Origin of the sequence: Acinetobacter sp. V91_7, assembly GCF_031799075.1 — a bacterium.
GTDB lineage: Bacteria > Pseudomonadota > Gammaproteobacteria > Pseudomonadales > Moraxellaceae > Acinetobacter > Acinetobacter calcoaceticus.
This window is the reverse complement of sequence record NZ_JAVQNT010000043.1, coordinates 100,687-122,064: the sequence shown is the minus strand read 5'-3', so window position 1 is coordinate 122,064 and position 21,378 is coordinate 100,687. Positions and strand designations below refer to the sequence as shown.

The window sequence follows — 21,378 nt, the reverse complement described above, 5'->3', positions numbered from 1 at the left end:
AGATTAATATGAAAAATCTAATGAATGTCTTGTTAGGGGGTAAAGAAGGTGCTATTGGGCTGATGATTCTAGCGATAATCATCCTACTCTTAATGCCGATGTTCCTTGATGTATTCCGCTTAAATCTGATGGGCAAATATCTAACTTTTGCATTTGTAGCAGTGGGATTAGTGCTCTGTTGGGGGCATGGAGGCATCTTAAGTTTAGGTCAAGGTATTTTCTTTGGCATTGGTGGTTACTGTATGGCGATGTTCTTAAAGCTTGAAGCTTCGGACATGCAAAGTACAGCCGCGCAAACAACACCGGGGATTCCAGACTTTATGGACTGGAATCAAGTCACTAGCTTACCGATGCTTTGGGAACCATTTCATAGCTTTAGCTTCACCCTCTTCGCCATCATTATTATTCCAATTTTGCTTGCCTTCATTATCGGTTTTGCCATGTTCACACGTCGTGTAGGCGATGTGTACTTCTCCATCATCATGCAAGCAATTGTGGCAATCTTGACCATTCTTATTATTGGTCAGCAAGGTTTTACTGGTGGTATTAACGGTATTACTGATCTAAAAACCTTACATGGCTGGGACATCCGTACCGATGAAGCCAAATATGTTCTTTATTACATCAATGCATTATTACTGCTTGCAGTGATTATGATTAGCAGATTTGTACTGAGTTCTAAACTTGGTCGTCTACTGTCTGCAATGCGTGACAAAGAAGAACGCGTGCGTTTCTCTGGGTATGATGTAGCCATGTATAAAGTCTTCATCTTCTGTTTTGCCGCAGTCGTCTCGTCAATTGGCGGTGCGATGTTCACTCTACAAGTCGGTTTCATGTCACCAACCATTATCGGCATTGTACCTTCGATCGAAATGGTAATTCTTGCCGCCGTGGGTGGTCGTTTATCTCTTATCGGTGCAGTCTACGGTGCAGTCTTAGTTAACCTTGGCAAAACTTATTTCTCTGAGGCTTTCCCTGAGCTGTGGTTGTTTTTACTAGGCGGTCTGTTCATCTTTGTGGTGATGTTCCTTCCAGATGGTTTAGCTGGTGTTTATCAAAAATATGTACGCCCTTTATTCATCAAAAACAAAACAGTAAATGGAACAACTCCCCCACCTACCATCGATTCTGACGAAAACAAAGAACCTGTCATGAAAGGAGGTGTTAAATGAATAAAATTGGCGTAGAAATGAGTAAACCTGTCCTCGTTATTGAAGATTTAACGGTTTCATTTGACGGCTTTAAAGCAGTCAGTGATCTCAACTTCTATTTAGATAAAAATGAAGTGCATGTAGTGATTGGTCCAAATGGCGCTGGTAAAACTACGGTTTTAGACCTCATTTGCGGTAAAACCAAAGCCACTTCGGGCACGATTAAATTCAATGATATTGAGCTGACCAAACTCAAAGAATTCGACATAGTACGTAAGGGAGTCGGACGTAAATTCCAAAACCCAAATATTTACGAAAATCTGTCGGTATATGACAACTTAGAAATGTCATTTCCAAGAGGACGCAATGTTTTTGGTGCGTTATTCTTTAAACGTACCAAAGATGTTAGTGATCGCATTAGCGAAGTAGCATCAATGATTTTCCTGACTGAACTATTAGACACATCTGCCGGCTTATTATCACATGGTCAAAAGCAGTGGCTGGAAATTGGCATGCTACTAATGCAAGATCCCGAGCTTTTAATGCTTGATGAACCTGTTGCAGGTATGAGTGTCTCTGAACGTGAGCAAACGGCACACTTACTTAAAAAAATTAGTCAAGGACGGTCAGTGCTAGTTATTGAGCATGATATGGAATTCGTAAAAACCATTGCGGACAAAGTCACCGTACTACACCAAGGTAAAATTTTGGCGGCAGGCAAAATGGACGACGTTCAAAATGATCCTAAAGTCATTGAAGTTTATCTCGGACACTAAGGGGACCTCATATGAGTGAATTATTCGAAATCAATTCTTTGTGTTCAGGCTATAAACAAAGTCAAGTTATTCATGACATTAATATGAAAATTCAACCCAAAGAAATTGTGGCTATCATGGGCCGTAACGGCATGGGTAAAACAACGCTCTTTAAAACGCTGATTGGAGATATTAAAAATACTAAAGGTGAAATTAAGCTCAATGGTAAAAATCTAGAGAAGCTTGATCCTTACCAACGTGTAGAAAATGGCATGGCCTATGTACCACAAGGGCGAATGATTTTTTCAACCATGTCGGTACTTGAAAATATTCAAACAGGCCTTCCAAATTCTGCCCATGGCAAAGTTCCTGATGACTTATACGAGCTGTTTCCTGTACTTTGGGACATGCGCAAGCGCAAAGGCGGTAATCTATCTGGTGGACAGCAACAACAGTTAGCAATTGCACGTGCACTTGCGACTAATCCTAAAGTATTGTTATTGGATGAACCAACTGAAGGGATTCAACCATCCATCATTAAAGATATTGCGAAAACATTAAAAGAAATTCGTGACAAACGAGATTTGACCATTGTAGTTTCTGAACAAGTCCTGAGTTTCACTATGGCAATGGCAGACCGTTTCATGGTGATTGATAAAGGCCGTTTCGCTTACGAAGATGTCCGATCAAATATCGATGAAGTTACCATTAGTAAATATTTATCAGTTTAATTTAATAAACTTTTTCTATATCTCCCTTCGATTCGTCGGGGGATTTTTAATCATAAAAACTTTTATTTTTTATATATAACAACCTTTAGTTTTATTTGGATTATTCAACGGTAAAAATCATTAAAAAATGTATCGATATACGCAATTCAACGTATTTTTTAAAACTGGATTTCACGCGACACTCTTTACATAGATTGATTTGTACCAAAAAACTTGGAGAAAGCAAATGCGTCATGGTGATATCTCAAGCAGTCCAGATACAGTGGGTGTTGCGGTTGTAAATTACAAAATTCCTCGTTTACACAACAAAGCTGAAGTTCTTAACAATGCAAAAAAAATTGCTGAAATGTTGAAAGGGATTAAACAGGGTATTCCCGGTATGGATCTGATTATTTTCCCTGAATATAGCACCATGGGCATTATGTATGACCACGAGGAAATGATGGCAACAGCCGCCACCATTCCTGGCGATGAAACTGCGATTTTCTCTCAAGCCTGCATTGAAGCCAATGTTTGGGGCGTGTTCTCTATTACAGGAGAGCAGCACGAAGAACACCCACACAAAGTACCGTATAACACTTTAATTTTAATCAATAACAAAGGCGAGATTGTTCAAAAATACCGCAAAATTATTCCTTGGTGCCCAATTGAAGGTTGGTGTCCAGGTGATACTACCTATGTAACTGAAGGTCCTAAGGGTATGAAGATGTCATTGATCATCTGCGATGATGGCAACTATCCTGAAATTTGGCGTGACTGTGCCATGAAAGGTGCAGAGCTAGTCGTACGTTGTCAAGGCTATATGTACCCTGCTGCCGAACAGCAAATCAATATGGCGAAATGTATGGCTTGGGCTAACAACGTGTATGTCGCTGTTGCGAATTGTACAGGTTTTGATGGAGTCTACACTTATTTTGGTCACTCAGCAGTTGTCGGCTTCGACGGTCGCACCTTAGGTGAGTGCGGCACTGAAGAGAATGGGATTCAGTACGCACAACTATCATTGCATGAAATTCGTGATGCCCGTAAATATGACCAATCTCAAAACCATTTATTTAAACTGCTACACCGGGGCTATACCGGTGTTTATAACAATGGCGATGGTGATAAAGGGATCGCGGATTGTCCTTTCGATTTTTACAAGACATGGGTACTCGACGCTCAGAAAGCACAAGAAAATGTGGAAAAAATCACTCGATCAACCATTGGTGTGGCGGAATGCCCGATCAGCAATTTACCGCATGATGGTTTAGAAAAAGAAGCATCTTAGTTAGTTTAGCGCAGGAGGTACTCGACATGACATTTGCCAGTGATCGCATCAGTGCCAATCAGGAAACCTTGGCTAAGCAACACTATGATATGCAAAGCAAAGAACGTATTGCTCGTACTTCTCGTTTTAGTTTTAATCCTGATTTGGTCATGCAACATGTCCGTGACAGAATTATTGGCCAAGCTGAAGCATTGGAAGAAATCGAAAATATGTTGGTGACGATCAAAGCTGACTTCAACTCACCTAATCGTCCGCTCTCAGTCACCTTAATGCTAGGACCAACTGGAGTTGGTAAAACAGAAACTGTCCGCTTGATTGCAGAAGCCATTCATGGCAAACCTGATGCATTTTGTCGAATTGATATGAATACTTTGGCACAAGAACACTATGCCGCGGCTTTAACTGGCGCCCCCCCAGGTTACGTGGGATCCAAAGAAGGCAACACCTTATTTGAAGAAGCACAAATTCAAGGTAGTTTTTCAAAACCAGGCATTGTGCTGTTTGATGAAATTGAAAAAGCGAGTACTGAAGTGATTCGCGGACTTTTAAATGTTTTAGAAACAGGCATCTTAAAACTCACTGCGGGCACCAAGGTTTTAGACTTTAAAAACTGTATGATTTTTATGACCAGTAATGTCGGTGCTAAAGATGCACAGACACGCCTACAACAGCTATCAAAACTACCTAAAGCTATTCAAAAACTGGCACGCTTGAGTAAACTCGATGACAGTGAAATTATCAACAAAGCCTTACATAAAAAGTTTGATCCTGAGTTTTTAAACCGAATTGAACGTATCTTACATTACCAAGCTGTAGAGGCATATTTTGCGAGCACATTGGTTAATTTAGAAGTCGACAAACTCAATCAACGTTTGCGTAAGCAAAGCCGTACAGTTGAGTTGACTGCATCTGCTAATACTTTTTTATCGACTGGCCATGATGTTCGTTTTGGCGCACGCGGCTTAGGTCATCGTTTCCGTATACTCATCGAGCCAAAACTCGCAAAGTTTTTGATTCAAAATCCTGAAACCAGTCACATCATTATTGATTACAACAATCAAAGTCTAAATATCCGTTCCATGCTGTCTGAAACTAAGATCGAAGATCCAAAATCTCATTAATGAGATTTTGGATCTTCCGATTAGAAACTAGCTTTATTTGACCTCACATAGGGGATAAAACATGCAACATATCAAAATTAAACCTGGCGTTCCTTTAGCAGAACAATCTGAGATTGGACACAATCGCTGGCATCCAGACCTACCATTTTTAACATCTGTGAAGCCAGGAGAAGAAATATTAATTGAAAGTTTAGATTTTTTGGATGCCCAAATTAAAGATACAGATGATATTTCGGATGTTAAAAATGTCGATTTAACCCGTGCCCATCCTCTTACTGGCCCATTTTATGTTGAAGGCGCTGAACCAGGCGACTTGCTAGTGATTGATCTGCTTGATATTCAGCCAATTTCAGATGTCGGGTTCTCTGGAGTGTTTGCTAAAGAAAATGGCGGTGGTTTTCTTGCTGATTACTTCCCTGAAGCCGACAAAGCCATTTGGGACTTAAAAGGTTTATTTGCAACCTCTCGTCATATTCCAGGTGTACGTATCGCGGGCTTAAAGCACCCAGGTTTGATGGGTACGCTACCATCCCATGACTTACTTAAAGAATGGAATCGCCGTGAAGCATTGCTTGTACCTAAGGGACAAGCTAACCCACCTGATCCACGTACTGCTGTACTTCGTGGTGTAAGCGGGACTGAGTTTGACCGTATGGCAGCTGAAGCGGCACGTACTGTGCCACCGCGAGAGCATGGCGGTAATACAGATATTAAGGACCTTGCAGCAGGTAGTCGTATCTACTTCCCTGTTTATCAAAAGGGTGCGGGTTTCTCAATGGGTGACCTCCATTTCTCTCAAGGAGATGGTGAAATCGGTTTCTGCGGTGCGATTGAGATGGATGGGGTTACTCGTGTTGGCTTCGACCTCATTAAAGGTGGTATGGCTAAATATAATATTGACTCGCCAATCTTTGTTCCAAGTAATGTTAAACCAAACTATGATCAATGGTTAACTTTCGAAGGTATTAGCGTTGAAAATGATGTGAACTATTACCTTGATGCCACTGTGGCATATCGCCAAGCATGTTTAAAGGCGATTAAATACTTGGAAAACTTTGGTTTTACTGGTTCACAGGCTTATATGTTATTAACAGCGGCTCCTGTTGAAGGTCGCATCGGTGGTATTGTGGATATCCCAAATTGTGCATGTACTGTGTCATTACCAACCGCTATTTTTGAGCAGGATATATTGCCAAAAGGTGCACTCAACGACGATAAATTTTGGGGGAGAAAGCGTTAATTCCTAAGATTTAAGGATAAAGGAGTACAAAAATGCCGTTATATGATTTTCGCTGTGAACATTGTGAGGGAATTTTTGAGCAGCGCGTACCCATTGCTCGTATTTCAACAGACACTATTGAATGCGATTATTGCCATCAACAGACCTCTGCAAAACCAATGATTACGGGTCATCAACAAATTAATATGAAAACCAAATGGCGCCCCAGCTCAGGAGCCGAGCAACTTGCAGGTCCCTTAGTCGAAGGACCTGGAACTAATAAAAATAGCGCACGCAGCTCAGTTTTACATAATTGCCGCGGCGTGAATTGTTCTTTATGCGATGTCTAATGAAATAGTAATTACTAAGTTCACCGCTAATTATTTTTCTAAATATAAATAAAAACCGTCTGCACGAGCAGGCGGTTTTTAAAATTTTTATAATTTATCTAATTAAAAAATCTAATATTATTTAAACAACAATATTGCATCACCATCTTCACGTTCACCAGTTTTATCAGAAGGCAGATTTTGAGGGATACCATTAATTGTCATCATTGTTGACCCACCACCATCTAACTTCATTGCGTCCACTGCACCAAGGTATTTCATTAATTGCGCAGTCTCTGGTACAGAAAGCCCTGCACTATAGCGTGGAGCACGCCCATCAACTGTGACAAATAGCAATGTACCATCTTGTGTTTTTCCAACAATAGCGTGTGGATTTCTTCTTAAATACCAGTCATTAATGAAGTAGGAACGGTTTGCATTGTTATAGTGAGATGGAACTCCGATAAGACTCTCATAGCCCCACCCTTCACGTATGATTTGCTTACCTTCAGGGAAAGTACCATTTATGAGTAGTGTTGGGCCACCATTTACTGCATATGTAGTTTCAGTAATAGGAATATCTTTTTGAGTATCTTGATTAATTAAACGAGAATCAAATTTTAAAACTTGCCCTATCTGAATATTTTTTAATACCCAATCTACACTTGCCCCAGTTGCCTGTAGTGTTATATTCCCTTGAGCTAGGTTCATACCACGTGTTTGATTAATTTGTTGAACAATACCTTTTTCATTAAGTAAAACTTCAACACCAGCACCCGAATCTGTTTTAGTACCAAAATCCTCAGTAAAAATAATCATTTCATTTGGATCTGTACAAACAACATCATGAAGAGCAAATGATGTTTCAATATCAAAGGGGTTACCGCAGTTAAAGTTCTTGCCAGGGGTACGGTTTAGACCATCAATACGACGACTCTGTCCTTGAGCGGTTGTAATGGTTAATAATGTAGAAATATTTGTTTCCAAATGTGATGCATGTTTGCCATTTTTTGTCTCAAAAAACATTGCTGGACGGCCTTCAACACCTTCACTAACAATTTTACCTTTCACAACTGCTAAACCAGCTAAGTCACCTGGTGTGCCCATTGTTTCATTAACAACAAAAAAACCAGCATTGATTGCTGCAAAAGCCCCTAAACGTTTGGATAAGGATGTAGTGGTTTCCTTACCTGGAATAATATCAGTTGCTAAGGCACTTTTAAGTTGACCGGTAAAACTGGGTCTAACAGCAAGAATATTGATAACCCAAGGACCTGACGTATTTAAACCATCCTCCGCCGTATAACGTGTCTTTGCCTGTACAAATCTTTCTTTCTTGAATAAATTAACAATATCATCAGCTTGGTTTGCTGAAGAAAATCTTGAGTCTACACGTACCCAATAACCCATATTTTTTCCAGCTTGTGAATTATTAGGTGGTATCACTTTCTTAGCTGAATAACCTAATTTTTGAATAGCGGCTTCAAATTTTAAAAATTCTTGTTCATCTTTAGCAAAACCTATTTCAGCTTCAAAACCATCTTGTAAAGAGGCATAACCCCGAATAATACGGTATTGTTCAACGCCTTGGACCAAATCTATTTTTTGGCGATTCTCATATAAATTTTTTTCACCTATAGGCAATTGTGTTGATGGTAACTGCCAATCCAGTAAGGTAGATAAATCTGAATCAGATTTTTTATCATTATTACAACCATTTAAAAACAGTACAGCCATACATGTACTGAGAAGAATATATTTATTCATAGTTAGTATTTCTAAATAATTTAATTTAATAATTATTTATTTCAACATCATTAAAGTAGAATCTAACTCCAGTCACCCTATAAAAAAACTTAACAAAATTAGAGATAGGTAAATTCAATATCTCCAATTTAATCAAATAACTAGTTTTTTAAATAAAATATATGATGAGTAGTTAAAAAATACTCAAGCGATCTCTTCCACTTATCTGGCTTATTTAGGTCTAAAATACGCTTGGGGATGTGTTTCCACAATCCCTCTCATTTTCCAACTAGCTCAGGTTATAATAATGGACTCCCAAAATATTGTTGATCTATTATGAACGCCTCCAATGACCCTTTACACGGTAAAAAACTTGCTGACATTTTGGATGAATTATTGGATTACTACGGTGGATTTGAAGGCTTAAGTCGTAAAATTGAAATTAGATGTTTTTGCATAGATCCAAGTGTTAAATCATCATTACGTTTCTTACGTACTACACCATGGGCACGTGAAAAAGTAGAAAGCTTATATTTGTATGTCTTACGCCAAAAAGCCAAACAGAAATCATAGCGATCAAAATCCTAGCCTCAGCATTTTAATTAGTGGTGGACTACCACCACTCTCCTAGACAAATTTAGTCTATTCTTAAGACCTTTTTAGTAAGAAAAACTGGTTAACCCTATTTCTAGTCTTAGCCAGAATGATTCTCTAGACAGCGTTCTAACAATTAAGCCCTATAAGTTGAACATTTAAACTATTTACTTAAGAAACATATACATCCTTTTCATAAATTTTATTTTACCTTACTATAAATCCCGAAATTCAAGTGATCACACATGACCAAAAGAACAATAAATATCTATGGAGCCAGACAAAATAATCTTAAAAATATTTCGTTGAAGATCCCTAAACATGAAATCGTTGTTTTTACTGGAGTCTCTGGTTCAGGTAAATCTTCTTTAGTTTTTGAGACTATTGGCGCAGAGGCTCAAAGACAAATTAATGAAACTCAAGATAGCTTTGTTCGCAATCGTTTACAGCATTTTGGGGTCGCTGATGTTGATAAAATTGAGAATTTAAATGTACCTGTCATTATTAATCAAAAGCCTTTAACGGGTAACATCCGCTCAACCGTTGCAACCATTACAGATATTTACGCCAATCTTCGCTTATTATTTTCACGCATGGGTGAACCATTTGTTGGCTATTCGAATGTTTTTTCTTTTAATCATCCCAATGGCATGTGTCCACAATGCGAAGGCATTGGTCTTGAACAAACAATTGATATTTATAAAATATTAGACTTAGATAAATCCTTAAATGAAGAAGGTGCTATTAATTTCCCTACCTATCAACCTACTGCATGGCGTTGGACGCGATATGCAGATTCAGGTTATTTCGATTTAGATAAAAAATTAAAAGATTATAGTGAAAAAGAATGGGACTTGTTTTTGCATGCCCCTCAGCACAAGCCTTTAAATCCCACAAGTAAATGGAGAAAAACTGCACTTTATGAAGGACTGATTACTCGATTTGAACGCAACTTTTTAAAAGGTGAAGCGCAGGAAAGAAATCGTTATCGTAATAAACTTGAGGAGATTATTACAACCAAGGAATGTTCTTTATGTAAGGGGCAACGACTTAATCAAAAATCTTTATCTTGTAAGATTAACGGTAAAAATATTGCTGAATGCACAGCTCTATCTGTATCAATGCTTTTAGAGTTTATAGAATCGATAAAAAGTGAAAAATTTGAAACTGTTCTGCATGAAATCATTAATAAGTTGAGCAACTTAAACTTGGTTGGTCTCAGTTATTTAAATCTTAATCGTGTGAGCAATACATTATCGGGTGGTGAGTCACAACGAATCAAGATGGTTAAACATTTGGGTAATAGTTTAGTTGACCTACTCTACATCTTTGACGAGCCAAGTATTGGTCTTCACCCAAAAGATTTAGATAATATTATTAAAATCATTCAAAAGATTAGAGATAAAGGAAATAGTGTTTTACTGGTTGAACATGACCCTGATCTTATTAGAACAGCTGACCATGTCATTGATATGGGCCCTCTGTCTGGTATCCACGGCGGTCAAATTATTTACCAAGGGACCTTCGAAGAGTTAAAGAACTCATCAGGTTTAACAGGCCAGTTTTTTAGAAGACCAAACGTATATAAGAAAACACCACGCATTCGTTGTGAATGGATTTCAATTAAAAATGCCCATTTATTTAATCTAAAAAATATTGATGTCGATATTCCTAAAAATTGTCTAAGCGTTATTACAGGTGTCGCGGGCTCCGGAAAAAGTACGTTAATCAGTAAAGTCTTACCGCAACAATATCCTGAAACAAAAGTGATTGATCAATCTGCAATTACTGCAAGCATTCGGTCAAATTTACTGACCTATCTAGACCTTCTTGATCCGATTCGCCAACTATTTGCAAAAGCAAATAAAGTGAGTGCTAAGCTCTTTAGTTTTAACAGCGAAGGTGCTTGTCCTCAATGTAAAGGATCAGGTATAGAGAAAATTGAACTCGCATTTTTAGATGATGTCGAAATGACATGTGACCTTTGTCACGGCTCAGGATACGCCCCAGAAGTGCTGAAATATCAATATAAAGGTAAAAACATTGCTGAAATTCTAAAAATGACTGTTACAGAAGCCAGCCACTTTTTTGAAGATCGTAATTTACAACAGCAATTTAATTCATTGGTAAGCTTGGGCTTAGACTATATTGCAATCGGCCAACGCTTAAATACTTTTTCTGGTGGCGAGCGCCAAAGATTAAAACTCTCAAAAGAGCTCAATGAAACAGATAATATTTTTGTATTAGATGAGCCGAGTACAGGCTTACACCCTTCTGATACTGAAAAATTGATTAGTTTATTAAATAGCTTGGTTGAAAAAGGCAATACGATCATCGTTATTGAACATAATCTAGACATTATTAGCCAAGCAGATTGGATTATTGATATCGGTCCATTAGCTGGTGACAAAGGTGGTGAATTGGTGTTTTCTGGAACTGTTACTAGTTTGCTCTCAGCAGAAAAATCATTCACAGGTCACTATTTGAAAAAATATCTAGAGCTGTAAAGATTTGATCGACTAGCTTGGCACAACAATGAATCAGATTTTGCTTGAAGCAGAGCGGCATGTATCAAGGAATAAATGGAGTAATTAAAATCAACTACTCCATTTAAATTTAAAACCGATATCCAAATTTTAGACCATAGGCGATTGCATGATTGTCTTTAAAATCTGCCTGTTCTGCGAATGGTTTAATTCCTTCTATTGGCAAGTAATAAGTTCCATCTTCGGTTTTTGTATCACCTAACCAATAATATTTTATGCCACCAGCTATAAAGTAGTTTTTAGCGGGGTTAAATTGGACACCTAAACCAAGCGACCATGAACCTTTGATTGGTCCCATTGTTGATGCAGGATCACCCGTACCAGAATCCCAACTTACATCTGTTGAAGCAGCCCATTTTTCTGTAAATTGATGTGCGAGACCGACAGTCGCACTATATTGATCGTTCTGATAAGAATCGAGCTTAAAGCCTTGGGTATAAGCTCCACCAGTTGCCTCTTTCATAATAATTTCAGATAGAGCGCCATATTGCGGAGGGCGTGTTTCAAACTCTTTCCAATTCACCCATCTTAAATTCATATAAATAAGTGATTGTTCAGAAATGCCTGTCTGAAAATCAATATTTAATGATGCTGGAGTCTCTAATTTGGTTTTCTCATTTTCAACGAGTTTTAGTGGTTCACCATAAATATCTTCATCTACTTGAAATTTATATTTGATTTTAGACCGATAGGTTATCGCTGCTTTTAATGCAAGATCGGGTAATTGATAACTTCCTCCTAACAACCAGCCGACTTCGCCTTCTTGCTGAAACTTAGCATTATAGCCATTAAAAGCCTGAGTATAGGCATTGCCCCGAAGACCTAGGTTTGCTTTTACGGTTTGATAAACTGGTCCACCGTAAATCTGAAAATGCTCAACTGGTGAATAACCCACAATCATACTTAAATTTTGAGTATCGGCTTTTACGAATGTACCTTGATGGCTAACGTCATTATCAAAATAACTATTATTAGAACGTGCCGGATATTTAATGTCAGCACTAAAGGGCTGATCGTATAGCACACCAAAACTTAAACGATCTGTAAGTTGTAACTTTAGAGCAGCTGTATAGAACTGCGTACTTTCTGCAATATCGCCTGTATCACGACTTTGGTGATCTCGTACAAGATCGGCTCTATCGTTGACTATGCCAGAAACAGATGAATCGACTGCAAATAAATTCGCTTCTGCATAATTACCGTTTTCTAGAAATGGCAAGATAGATTGGCCTGATTGTTCCAAGGCTGAAGCGTGACTAATGTTACTCACAAATACGCCAAGCATTCCTATTAAAATCGGATTTGTCCTATTAGTTGGCATTCCATTCATACCTATATCCTTTTTCGTTGTTATTTCCCAAAATCCTTAGGATAGTTTTTTATTTTTAGAGCCATATTTCACAACATGGCTCTAAAATTCTTTACATCTATTTTCGTAATAAACCCAAACCGAAAAGGCTTAGCCACACGACCTGTACTGGTAATAAGAACAGTTCAAGGAATAAGGCCGCTTTAGGAAAGCCTGAGAAAAGAAGTGCAGCAAACCCAACATATCCCAACCCAACCAAAACCAATGGGAAACCTAATGCAGATTTGTTTTTTCTCAGAAGTAGTCCGTTAACTATTGCCCAGAAACCGATTGTCGGTCCTTCCATTGGCCATAAGCCATTTTGTGAGCCTTGAGAAATGGTGGCCCACACAGTGCCCGCTGCCTGTTTAGCCATTTCATTTCCAGACATATATGTTTCAGCAAGTGGTCCTAACACAGCGGCCTGTAAAACAGCCCCTGCTATACCTAACATGGTTGAAATCACAAGGAATAAAATAGCGATATCGGACAACAACCCTCCCGAAGAGCGCAACTTTCTCCACAGATATACGCCCACAGCCAAAAAAGGAAGATAAAACCCAAAACAATCAGAAATCATTGAAGTTCTGAAAAGTGCTTGGTCTTTTGCCGACAAAGTTAATGCAAATTCAGGTTTAAATATTTGATGCAAATCAAAACCTGTAACTGCAAGAAAACAAAGTAAGCAAGTTGCAGCCATTACCGTACCGATTAGTGCAACCCACGCTGTAAATACGTGTCCATCATCATATTGTTTAATCGAGTCCAAGACGTCTTCTCCTAGAAAGTGCTGATACTCGTTCGTATTCGAAATAAGTACGTAGCGCAGCGATAAGACCCGGAATTAATGGGAAACGTTTAAATTTAGCGTGTCCTTTTTCTCCATTGGCAACAAACCAATGCTCGGTAAGCTCCGTTTTACGTTGCAATGCAAGATCAGCTAAAATTCGGCCATAATTTTGTGACATCATTACGCCCGCACCACTGTATCCATAGGCATAAGAAATACGACCATTATGAAGTGTGCCCACTTGAGACCTTACGTCAAAAGGAATAGAACAAGCGCCACTCCAACGTTGAGCAATTTTTAATTTCTGAAATGTAGGAAATACCTTTTTATACATTCGCTCAGCGGCATCATAAAACTGCACTTTCTGAGCTTCATCCATAGAGCGCCCTTCACCCACGTAGATATCACATAGGTTAAATTGCAATCTTCCATCTACAGTCGTTCTACAGGTTGGAGGACAATAGGTTGTTTTGTCATAAAACTGACCACGATGTTTCCAACCAAGCGCTTTCCAATCTTCATCAGTTAAAGGTTCAGTAATTAACTGATATACAAACATTGGAAGTTGTGCGCGTTTAAGCCCCAATTCTGGTTGCAATAAATGGGTAAAACCATTTGTTCCCAATACAATATGTTTAGCTCTAACCTCACCTTCTGGGGTTTTGAGAATAAAGAACTTTTCCTTATCTTCTATATCCAGTACTGGCGTTTGCTCAAAAATTTGTGCGCCCGCAGCTTCAGCTATTCGCTTGAGTTCTCGAGAATGCTTTACAGGGTTGACTTGTCCAGAATGTGGCATTCGGCAACCACCAGAAAATGCATCACTATTTAGAGCTTGGCTGACTGTAGCTCGATCCATATAGACACTGTCTTTTGAGCGAGGTTGATCGTGCCAATATTGAGTAAAATGCTCTAATCTTTTTTCATGGCCGCGAAGTGTCGTAAATGTCACACCGGGCATTTCAAAATCGCTATCCATATTTTCGCGTTTGATTAGGTCCTGCACATAGTCCAGACCATTCCATGCGAAATTTTGAAGCTCAGTTAATCTTTCTTTTCCATAAAGTACTTTTGCAGTGGTAGGGTCAAGTACTGGAACTGGCACAACCCAACCAGAAGTACGGCCTGAGGCACCAAATGCCACACATTCGCCTTCAAGAACAGCCACTGATGCAGCAGAGTCGGCTTTTTTTATGTGATAGGCGGTAGATAATCCAGTAAACCCTCCTCCAATAATCACCACATCTACATCGATAGTACCTTTAAGAGGTGGTGAAGGAATGTATTCGCCTGAGTGGGCTAACCAGAATGACTTATTTGCATGTGGAATATTATTCATCTAATGCTCCTTCCTTTGATATTTGATATTGCTCAGTCCACGTACCCATACTTTCGCCTATTCATTTTTTTTCAAAAAAAAGGCTTATCGCAAACTCAAGACATAATTTCTTCCCTGAAAAAATGTTGAGTGCTTTATCACAATGCGTACGAAATCGTAGAGCTGAATATATATTGCTCCAACAATTACACAGTGTCAATGACACTGTGTAATTAAAAATAAAAATTTAGCTTCTGATAAGAATGTTTAGAAAAAAGGAAAATGAGATTGAAAAAATAATTGAAAAAATTTTATTAAATATTAAACACATATATTTTTTAATTATAGAAATGAATGAACAATTCCTTTTGAACATTCATAAATTTATAGTTAATATTTTTTTAATTAGCACCATAAAGTGTCGATAACCAAATGTTTTGAAGTACCCTTATCGCTACCTTTGGATCAACTTCTGATGGACGTCCGAAAACTTCAGAAAGATATCTTTCTTCAAGCCAGATAAGTGCTTTTGCTGTTTCTTCTACATCTAAATTTTTCTTAATTCTACCAGCTTCTTGTTCTTCTTTAATATGTTGAGCAGCAGCGTTAATAAAGTCTTGCACTAAACTCCGATATGCATTGTCCACACGTTCATCGCCTCCTGCTGCTTCTCCGAAAGCTCGTAGTACACGCCCATGCTGCATGTAAACTTCTACCAAACCAACTAAAGTACGGCGCAAATCTTCTTGAGGACTATCACCTTGCAGCCACCTATCTGCAATAGTAAATAATTCTTTCCCAATATTTTCAACAAGGCGTAAGGCCAAGTCATGCTTATCTCGGAAATGTACATAAAATGCTGGACGTTTTAAGCCCGTTCGGCGCATGACCTCATCTACATTGAGTTCACGAAAAGGATGTTCACTTAAAAACTGTTCAGCAGCATTTAATATTTCATTTTCAGAAACTTTAGGGTCGTGTTTGGGTCTACGTCTTGTAGTTGTCATACTATCCAATTTCTCATTGACACGATGTCATTGTAGGTATTAATAAATTATTCGACAAGCATTAATGCACTATTGTGGAACAAATTCTTGGAAAAAAAATAAATAAGAAGATTTTTATACTTAATAACACAATCAGAATTATATATTTTTAAAATCAAACTTTTCAAATATTTAAATAATTATTTAGAAATGCTCAATAACAAAATAAGTATAATTACACTGTGTCATTGACATTGTGTAATTATTAAATTAATAATATTGAACAGCCCCTTTTTATGACGGGGACTTCTTAAATGAAAACATACTGAGCTTAAGTAAGGCGTTTGTTCATCAGTTCCATGGATCAGGGAAAATGAAGATTAATAAATTCATCATCTTAGAAAATCTAACTGATGCTCAATTTACTGAAATTTGTAGAGAGGAATAAGATATGAATACATCAGAACAAGTTACTACTACTGATGTTTTAATCATTGGCGCAGGGATTGCTGGTATTAGCGCAGCGTACCATTTAAAGAAATATCGTCCTAATTCAAGCTTTTTAATTCTAGAAGGCCGAGAAAAAATCGGTGGTACTTGGAGCCTATTCCGTTACCCTGGCATCCGCTCCGATTCAGATATGCAGTCTTTTGCATTTGGTTTTAAGCCTTGGACCGAAAAAAGGACTTTCGGTAGCGCGCAAATGATATGTGATTATTTGCAAGAAACCCTTACTGAAAATGGTATTGACCAACATATTCAATTTAACAGCTATGTAACGAGTGCCGAATTTTCATCAAGTGAAGGCATGTGGACTGTTAAAGTCAAACAAAAAGACCAAAAAAATTTAGTCACCTTACGTTCGCGCTTCCTGCTTATGGGCACAGGTTACTACGATTATAATAATGGTTATTCGCCTGAGTTTCAGGGAAGCGAAGACTTCAAAGGTCAAATCGTTCATCCTCAACACTGGCCAGAAAATCTCAACTATTCAGGCAAAAAAGTTGTCGTAATTGGCAGTGGAGCTACAGCGGTAACCTTAATCCCAGCTATGGCTAAAGATGTTGAACATATCACCATGCTTCAAAGATCACCTAGTTATGTGATTGCGATGCCAAGTGTCGACCCTATTGCACTGGCTTTAAATAAAGTTCTCTCGCCTCAACGTGCATATGAAATTATTCGCAAGAAAAATATTGCACTCAGCCGAGGAATGTATAAATTAAGCCGCCGTTTTCCAGATGTGATGCGCCGCCTACTGATTGCAGATGTAAAACGCAGACTGCCTAAAGGTTTTGATGTCGCAACTCATTTCTCGCCAAAATACAATCCATGGGATGAACGCTTATGTGTTGTACCAGATGGAGACATGTTTAAAGCAATTTCTTCGGGCAAAGCTTCTGTTGTGACCGATCATATTGACCGCTTTACTAAAGATGGAATCTTACTGAAGTCAGGTAAAACATTTGAAGCAGATATTATTATTACTGCAACGGGTTTAAACATGCTGGCATTCAGCAAGATTCAACTGACTGTCGATGGTAAGAAAATCGATTATCCAGATACCACCATTTATAAGTCTATGATGCTATCTGATATTCCAAATTTTGCCTTTGCATTTGGTTATACCAACATCGCATGGACCTTAAAAGTAGATCTAGTATGGCGATACTTCTGCCGTCTACTTGACTACATGGATGAGAATAAATACGGAACATTTACGCCAGTGATTGCTAATAAAGACATGAAGCGAGTTCCGTTTGTTGATTTGAGTCCGGGATATGTTCAACGTGGTTTAGCTCAGTTCCCTAAGGCAGGAACAGAAGGACCATGGGAATTTCAACATGATTATGAGTTTGATTTAGAAAGGCTCAACAAAGGTCCTGTTGTCGATAAAGCATTACATTTCACTGCTCTTTTACCTAAGAAAAAATTGGCAGTTGTTCCAGAGTCAAATTCAGATGAATTGAAGATCAAAGCTTAATACTACCCTCAAAATTAAGGTCTCTTATTTAAGTAAAACCTAAATAAGAGACTAAATATATTAGGTAAACATTATGGAAAATATTAAATTTACCAGTAAAGGAATTACATGTTCGGCTTGGTATATCCCGACCACATCCGATAAGTACAAAAGCTCTCGAGGGCGCCCCTGCATTATTATGGGAAATGGCTTCGGAGGTACAAAAGATACAGGGTTATTACATTTTGCAGAGCCATTTAGCAAAGCAGGCTTTGATACATTTATATTCGATTATCGTAGTTTTGGAGAATCTGATGGTTTTCCAAGACAGAATGTGTCCTATAAAAATCAACGTGAAGACTATCATGCAGCAATTGCAGCTGTGCGAAGCTTACCCAATGTAGATCGAAACCGTATCGCACTTTGGGGCACGTCTTATTCTGGTGGACACGTAATGGTCGTTGCAGCTCAAGATCCAAAAATCTCAGCTGTAATCTCTATGAATCCAGCTACAGATGGCCTAGCCGCCCTTACCCAGATCTTACGTTACGGCGGGCTTAAGCAGTTAACAGTTGCCGTGGCTCACGGTTTAAAAGACTTAGCCCGCTCACTGTTAGGTCAAGAAGCACATGTTATTCCAATTGTTGGGCAACCTGGCACGGCAGCCATGATTAGTACACCAGGGGCAGAAACTTCTTATAAATCGATGGCTGGACCAACATGGCGTAACGAAGTATGTGCCCGTACAGCTTTAGAAGTTGCAAGAAATCGACCAATTAATTTCGCTCGTCAAATAAAGTGTCCTTTACTGGTACAAGTTGGTTCAAATGATCAAGTTGCTCCACCTGAAGCTGCACGCAAGTCCGCTAATTTAGCAAGTGGTAAAGTTGAATTAGCGGAATACCCAATCGATCATTTTGATTTTTACAGCGGAACATGGCAAACAAAACTATTAGATGAACAAATCAACTTTTTAGCAAATGTTTTAAGCCATCCAAAGGCGAAATAAAATTTTATAGTCATCAATAAACATATGAAAATAAGCTGATTAGGAATCTATCTAATCAGCTTATTTGAAGCCATTATCCCCATAACTTTTATGTATATAGTTAACCTTATGATCGGTACTTGGCCTGAATCATCAGCATGATAATAACGAACAACGAAGGTATTGCCGCAATCACAAATAAATGGGTAATGACCAGAAATTGAGAAAGATAACCACCAAATAACGGCCCAATGACCGAACCCAAACGGGCAATCCCAATACTCCAGCCCACCCCAGTGGTACGAAGTGAAACTGGGTAATAACTCGCAGACAGCGCATTAATAGCAGGTTGCCCACCAACAATCGCAAAGCCAGCAATGAAAATGATGATAAATAATAAAACAATATGGCTAACAGCATAGCCAATTAAAGCAACACTAATTACTGCAACTAAAAAAACAGGAATTAATACTTTATAAAATCCAGTCTTATCGATTTTAAGACCCATCACAACACTACCGATCGTACCGCCTAATTGTAGAGTTGAGCCGATCATCAATGCCTGATTTAATGACAGCCCTGACTCTTTAGACAAAGTCGGTAGCCAGTTCGCCAGAAAATAGAGACTGATCATATTTAAAATACTGATGATCCAGATGGAATAGGTAAAAAACGCACGCTTATTTTTAAATAACTCAAGCGGTGACTTCTTAACCTGAACTTCAGTAGTATTAATGATTTTCATCTCTGAATTAAATGTTAATGCAGGATAAAACTTCTTTAACCAAAATAAAATTTTGGGCGTATTTTTACTATTTTCACTTAAAAAATATAAAGACTCTGGTAACTTAAAGAACGTGATAAAGAAAATAATTAAAGGAACAATACCGCCAAAATAGAAAATCGCCTGCCATCCTCCCCAAGGAACTAACAAGGCTGATATGCCTCCCCCCAACATTGCCCCGACCGTATAGCCACAAGAAATGACCATCATGGTGAAAATACGAGATTTATATGGAACAATTTCGGAGCTATAAGCCATGACATTTGGCATGATACCTCCTAAAAAAATTCCTGTAACAAAGCGGATTGCAGTCAATTGCTCAATATTGCCAACATGTGGTGTTACCAGCATCAATATGGAGAACATAAAGGTTGAGATCAGTAATATGGGACGGCGGCCAAAACGATCAGAAAGTGAACTTAATAAAAATGATCCAACAAACAAACCAAATAAGCTGGCGCTAAACACAACGCCTAGCATAGTTTTATGAACACCCCATTCTTCAATAATCATGGGGGCTGCGTAAGCCATGGACTGAATATCATACCCATCCATAATCATCAGCAATAAACAGGTGAACAAAATAAATTTCTGATAGCGTCCAACTTTCTGCTGATTGATCAAATCACTTAATGCAACTTCTTTCATGGTCATCCCTTCTCCATGTTGCGCTTTAAATTATTCTCATTCTAATTACGTTATTCATAATTAATTTACGAATAACGTAAAACAAAATAACAATATTACCCCCCCAAAGTCAAAATTTTAATTTTTTAGAATATAAAAAAGGTTAGATCAAATTATTTGATCTAACCTTTTTAATGATCTTGACAGAATGTTGAGTGTAACTCTAACGGCTGTTCTACACTTGCATTGTCATTCAAAACTGAAGTTAACTGGCGTCTCACCTTACCGCACAGCGACTGTGGTCTGCTCATCTAATAAAAATCGCTTCAACACCTCCTTTATCAGTATGAAATGATCAACTCATATATTGTCCGCCATTGATATGAAGATTAGCTCCTGTCATATAACTAGCATCGTCATTACATAAATAAGCTACTAATTCTGCAATTTCTTTTGGATAACCAAGTCGTTTCATTGGAATAGAGGATATTATTTTATTACGAATTTCCTCAGGAACTGACATCACCATTTTGGTCTCTTGATAGCCTGGTGAAATACAATTAACAGTTACACCTTTCTCTGCCAACTCTAAGGCCAAGGCCTTTGAAAAACCAATCATTCCAGCTTTTGCTGCCGAATAATTAGTTTGACCGAATTGACCTTTAGATGCATTTACAGAAGCGATGTTAATGATACGCCCCCATCCTTTAGCGATCATTCCATCAATAAATTGATGTGTAATATTAAAAATAGAGTCAAGATTAGTTCTTAAGACTAAATTCCAATCCTCAACTGTCATTCTTTTAAAAGAAGCGTCTTTGGTAATTCCAGCATTGTTAATTAATATATCAACTGAATGACCTTCTTTTTCCAAATATTTAAACATTAGAGATGCAGAATCATAATCGGAAACATCAACTCCAACACAAATAAAATCATATCCTTCTTCTTTATGCTTAGCTTGCCATTCATTTACTTTTGAATTATGAGGAGAATGAGTAACAATTACATTAAATCCCCTATCATGAAGTTTTTTTGCAATTTCTTGACCTATACCACCCATACCACCAGTCACTAATGCAGTTTTTACTATATTACTCATTTATATTAAT

The 21,378-nt window shown here is 38.1% G+C and carries 18 protein-coding genes; 11 read left to right on the top strand and 7 right to left on the bottom strand.

The features are described 5' to 3' along the window. The first annotated feature begins 8 nt into the window (after positions 1–8). From urtC to RMB03_RS15480, 7 genes are all read left to right on the top strand, one after another. Positions 9–1,172 carry an urea ABC transporter permease subunit UrtC gene (urtC, locus tag RMB03_RS15510; RefSeq protein ID WP_198308357.1) on the top strand — a complete coding sequence of 388 codons (1,164 nt, stop codon included), beginning with the start codon at positions 9–11 and terminating at the stop codon, positions 1,170–1,172. Beyond that, positions 1,169–1,927 carry an urea ABC transporter ATP-binding protein UrtD gene (gene urtD, locus RMB03_RS15505; protein ID WP_311076840.1) on the top strand — a complete coding sequence of 253 codons (759 nt, stop codon included), beginning with the start codon at positions 1,169–1,171 and terminating at the stop codon, positions 1,925–1,927. The genes urtC and urtD overlap by 4 nt, the downstream gene beginning before the upstream one ends. An 11-nt stretch (positions 1,928–1,938) precedes the next feature. Continuing rightward, positions 1,939–2,637, top strand: a complete 699-nt coding sequence (urtE, locus tag RMB03_RS15500) for an urea ABC transporter ATP-binding subunit UrtE (RefSeq protein ID WP_192454422.1) — start codon at positions 1,939–1,941, stop codon at positions 2,635–2,637. A gap of 226 nt (positions 2,638–2,863) precedes the next feature. Continuing rightward, the gene (locus RMB03_RS15495; protein WP_281833950.1) at positions 2,864–3,907 is read left to right on the top strand and encodes an aliphatic amidase; all 1,044 of its coding nucleotides are present in this window, start codon (positions 2,864–2,866) and stop codon (positions 3,905–3,907) included. Between the two features lie 26 nt (positions 3,908–3,933). Further along, positions 3,934–5,028 (top strand): AAA family ATPase, encoded by a 1,095-nt coding sequence (locus RMB03_RS15490; RefSeq protein WP_311076839.1) that lies wholly within the window; start codon positions 3,934–3,936, stop codon positions 5,026–5,028. Positions 5,029–5,089: 61 nt separating this feature from the next. Further along, positions 5,090–6,268, top strand: coding sequence for a formamidase (gene fmdA / locus RMB03_RS15485; RefSeq protein ID WP_192454425.1), 1,179 nt, complete (start codon positions 5,090–5,092; stop codon positions 6,266–6,268). Positions 6,269–6,300: 32 nt separating this feature from the next. Next, the gene (locus RMB03_RS15480) at positions 6,301–6,597 is read left to right on the top strand and encodes an FmdB family zinc ribbon protein (protein WP_198308354.1); all 297 of its coding nucleotides are present in this window, start codon (positions 6,301–6,303) and stop codon (positions 6,595–6,597) included. Between the two features lie 117 nt (positions 6,598–6,714). Here the strand turns inward: RMB03_RS15480 and RMB03_RS15475 are convergent, their stop codons facing one another. Beyond that, the gene (locus RMB03_RS15475; RefSeq protein ID WP_311076838.1) at positions 6,715–8,343 is read right to left on the bottom strand and encodes a phosphodiester glycosidase family protein; all 1,629 of its coding nucleotides are present in this window, start codon (positions 8,341–8,343) and stop codon (positions 6,715–6,717) included. A 315-nt stretch (positions 8,344–8,658) separates the two neighbouring features. On the opposite strand from RMB03_RS15475, the gene RMB03_RS15470 reads away from it, so the two are divergent. Beyond that, positions 8,659–8,895 carry a VF530 family DNA-binding protein gene (locus RMB03_RS15470; protein ID WP_003651786.1) on the top strand — a complete coding sequence of 79 codons (237 nt, stop codon included), beginning with the start codon at positions 8,659–8,661 and terminating at the stop codon, positions 8,893–8,895. Between the two features lie 266 nt (positions 8,896–9,161). Beyond that, the gene (locus RMB03_RS15465; protein ID WP_311076837.1) at positions 9,162–11,423 is read left to right on the top strand and encodes an excinuclease ABC subunit UvrA; all 2,262 of its coding nucleotides are present in this window, start codon (positions 9,162–9,164) and stop codon (positions 11,421–11,423) included. Positions 11,424–11,532: 109 nt separating this feature from the next. On the opposite strand, the gene RMB03_RS15460 is transcribed toward RMB03_RS15465, so the two are convergent. The 4 genes from RMB03_RS15460 to RMB03_RS15445 form a co-directional block, all read right to left on the bottom strand. Then, a complete protein-coding gene (locus RMB03_RS15460; RefSeq protein ID WP_281833983.1) occupies positions 11,533–12,792 on the bottom strand; it encodes an OmpP1/FadL family transporter in 1,260 nt (419 codons plus the stop codon). A 97-nt stretch (positions 12,793–12,889) separates the two neighbouring features. Beyond that, entirely contained in the window at positions 12,890–13,579 is a 690-nt protein-coding gene (locus RMB03_RS15455) for a hypothetical protein (protein ID WP_056480134.1), read from the bottom strand. Beyond that, positions 13,566–14,939, bottom strand: coding sequence for an FAD-binding oxidoreductase (locus RMB03_RS15450; RefSeq protein ID WP_311076836.1), 1,374 nt, complete (start codon positions 14,937–14,939; stop codon positions 13,566–13,568). Before RMB03_RS15450 ends, RMB03_RS15455 begins: the two co-directional genes overlap by 14 nt. A gap of 380 nt (positions 14,940–15,319) precedes the next feature. Continuing rightward, positions 15,320–15,925: a TetR/AcrR family transcriptional regulator gene (locus RMB03_RS15445; RefSeq protein WP_005040635.1), complete on the bottom strand. Its 606-nt coding sequence runs from the start codon at positions 15,923–15,925 to the stop codon at positions 15,320–15,322. A 430-nt stretch (positions 15,926–16,355) separates the two neighbouring features. Between RMB03_RS15445 and RMB03_RS15440 the strand changes: the two genes are divergently transcribed. Beyond that, positions 16,356–17,888 carry an NAD(P)/FAD-dependent oxidoreductase gene (locus RMB03_RS15440; protein WP_311076835.1) on the top strand — a complete coding sequence of 511 codons (1,533 nt, stop codon included), beginning with the start codon at positions 16,356–16,358 and terminating at the stop codon, positions 17,886–17,888. 73 nt (positions 17,889–17,961) lie between these two features. Beyond that, on the top strand, positions 17,962–18,876 hold the full coding sequence (locus RMB03_RS15435; protein WP_192833274.1) for an alpha/beta hydrolase: 915 nt from the start codon (positions 17,962–17,964) through the stop codon (positions 18,874–18,876). A 106-nt stretch (positions 18,877–18,982) separates the two neighbouring features. Here RMB03_RS15435 and RMB03_RS15430 read toward each other — a convergent pair whose 3' ends face one another. Continuing rightward, the gene (locus RMB03_RS15430) at positions 18,983–20,287 is read right to left on the bottom strand and encodes an MFS transporter (RefSeq protein WP_199988211.1); all 1,305 of its coding nucleotides are present in this window, start codon (positions 20,285–20,287) and stop codon (positions 18,983–18,985) included. A gap of 334 nt (positions 20,288–20,621) precedes the next feature. After that, positions 20,622–21,368, bottom strand: coding sequence for an acetoacetyl-CoA reductase (gene phbB, locus RMB03_RS15425; RefSeq protein WP_311076834.1), 747 nt, complete (start codon positions 21,366–21,368; stop codon positions 20,622–20,624). Between the last annotated feature and the right edge of the window lie 10 nt (positions 21,369–21,378).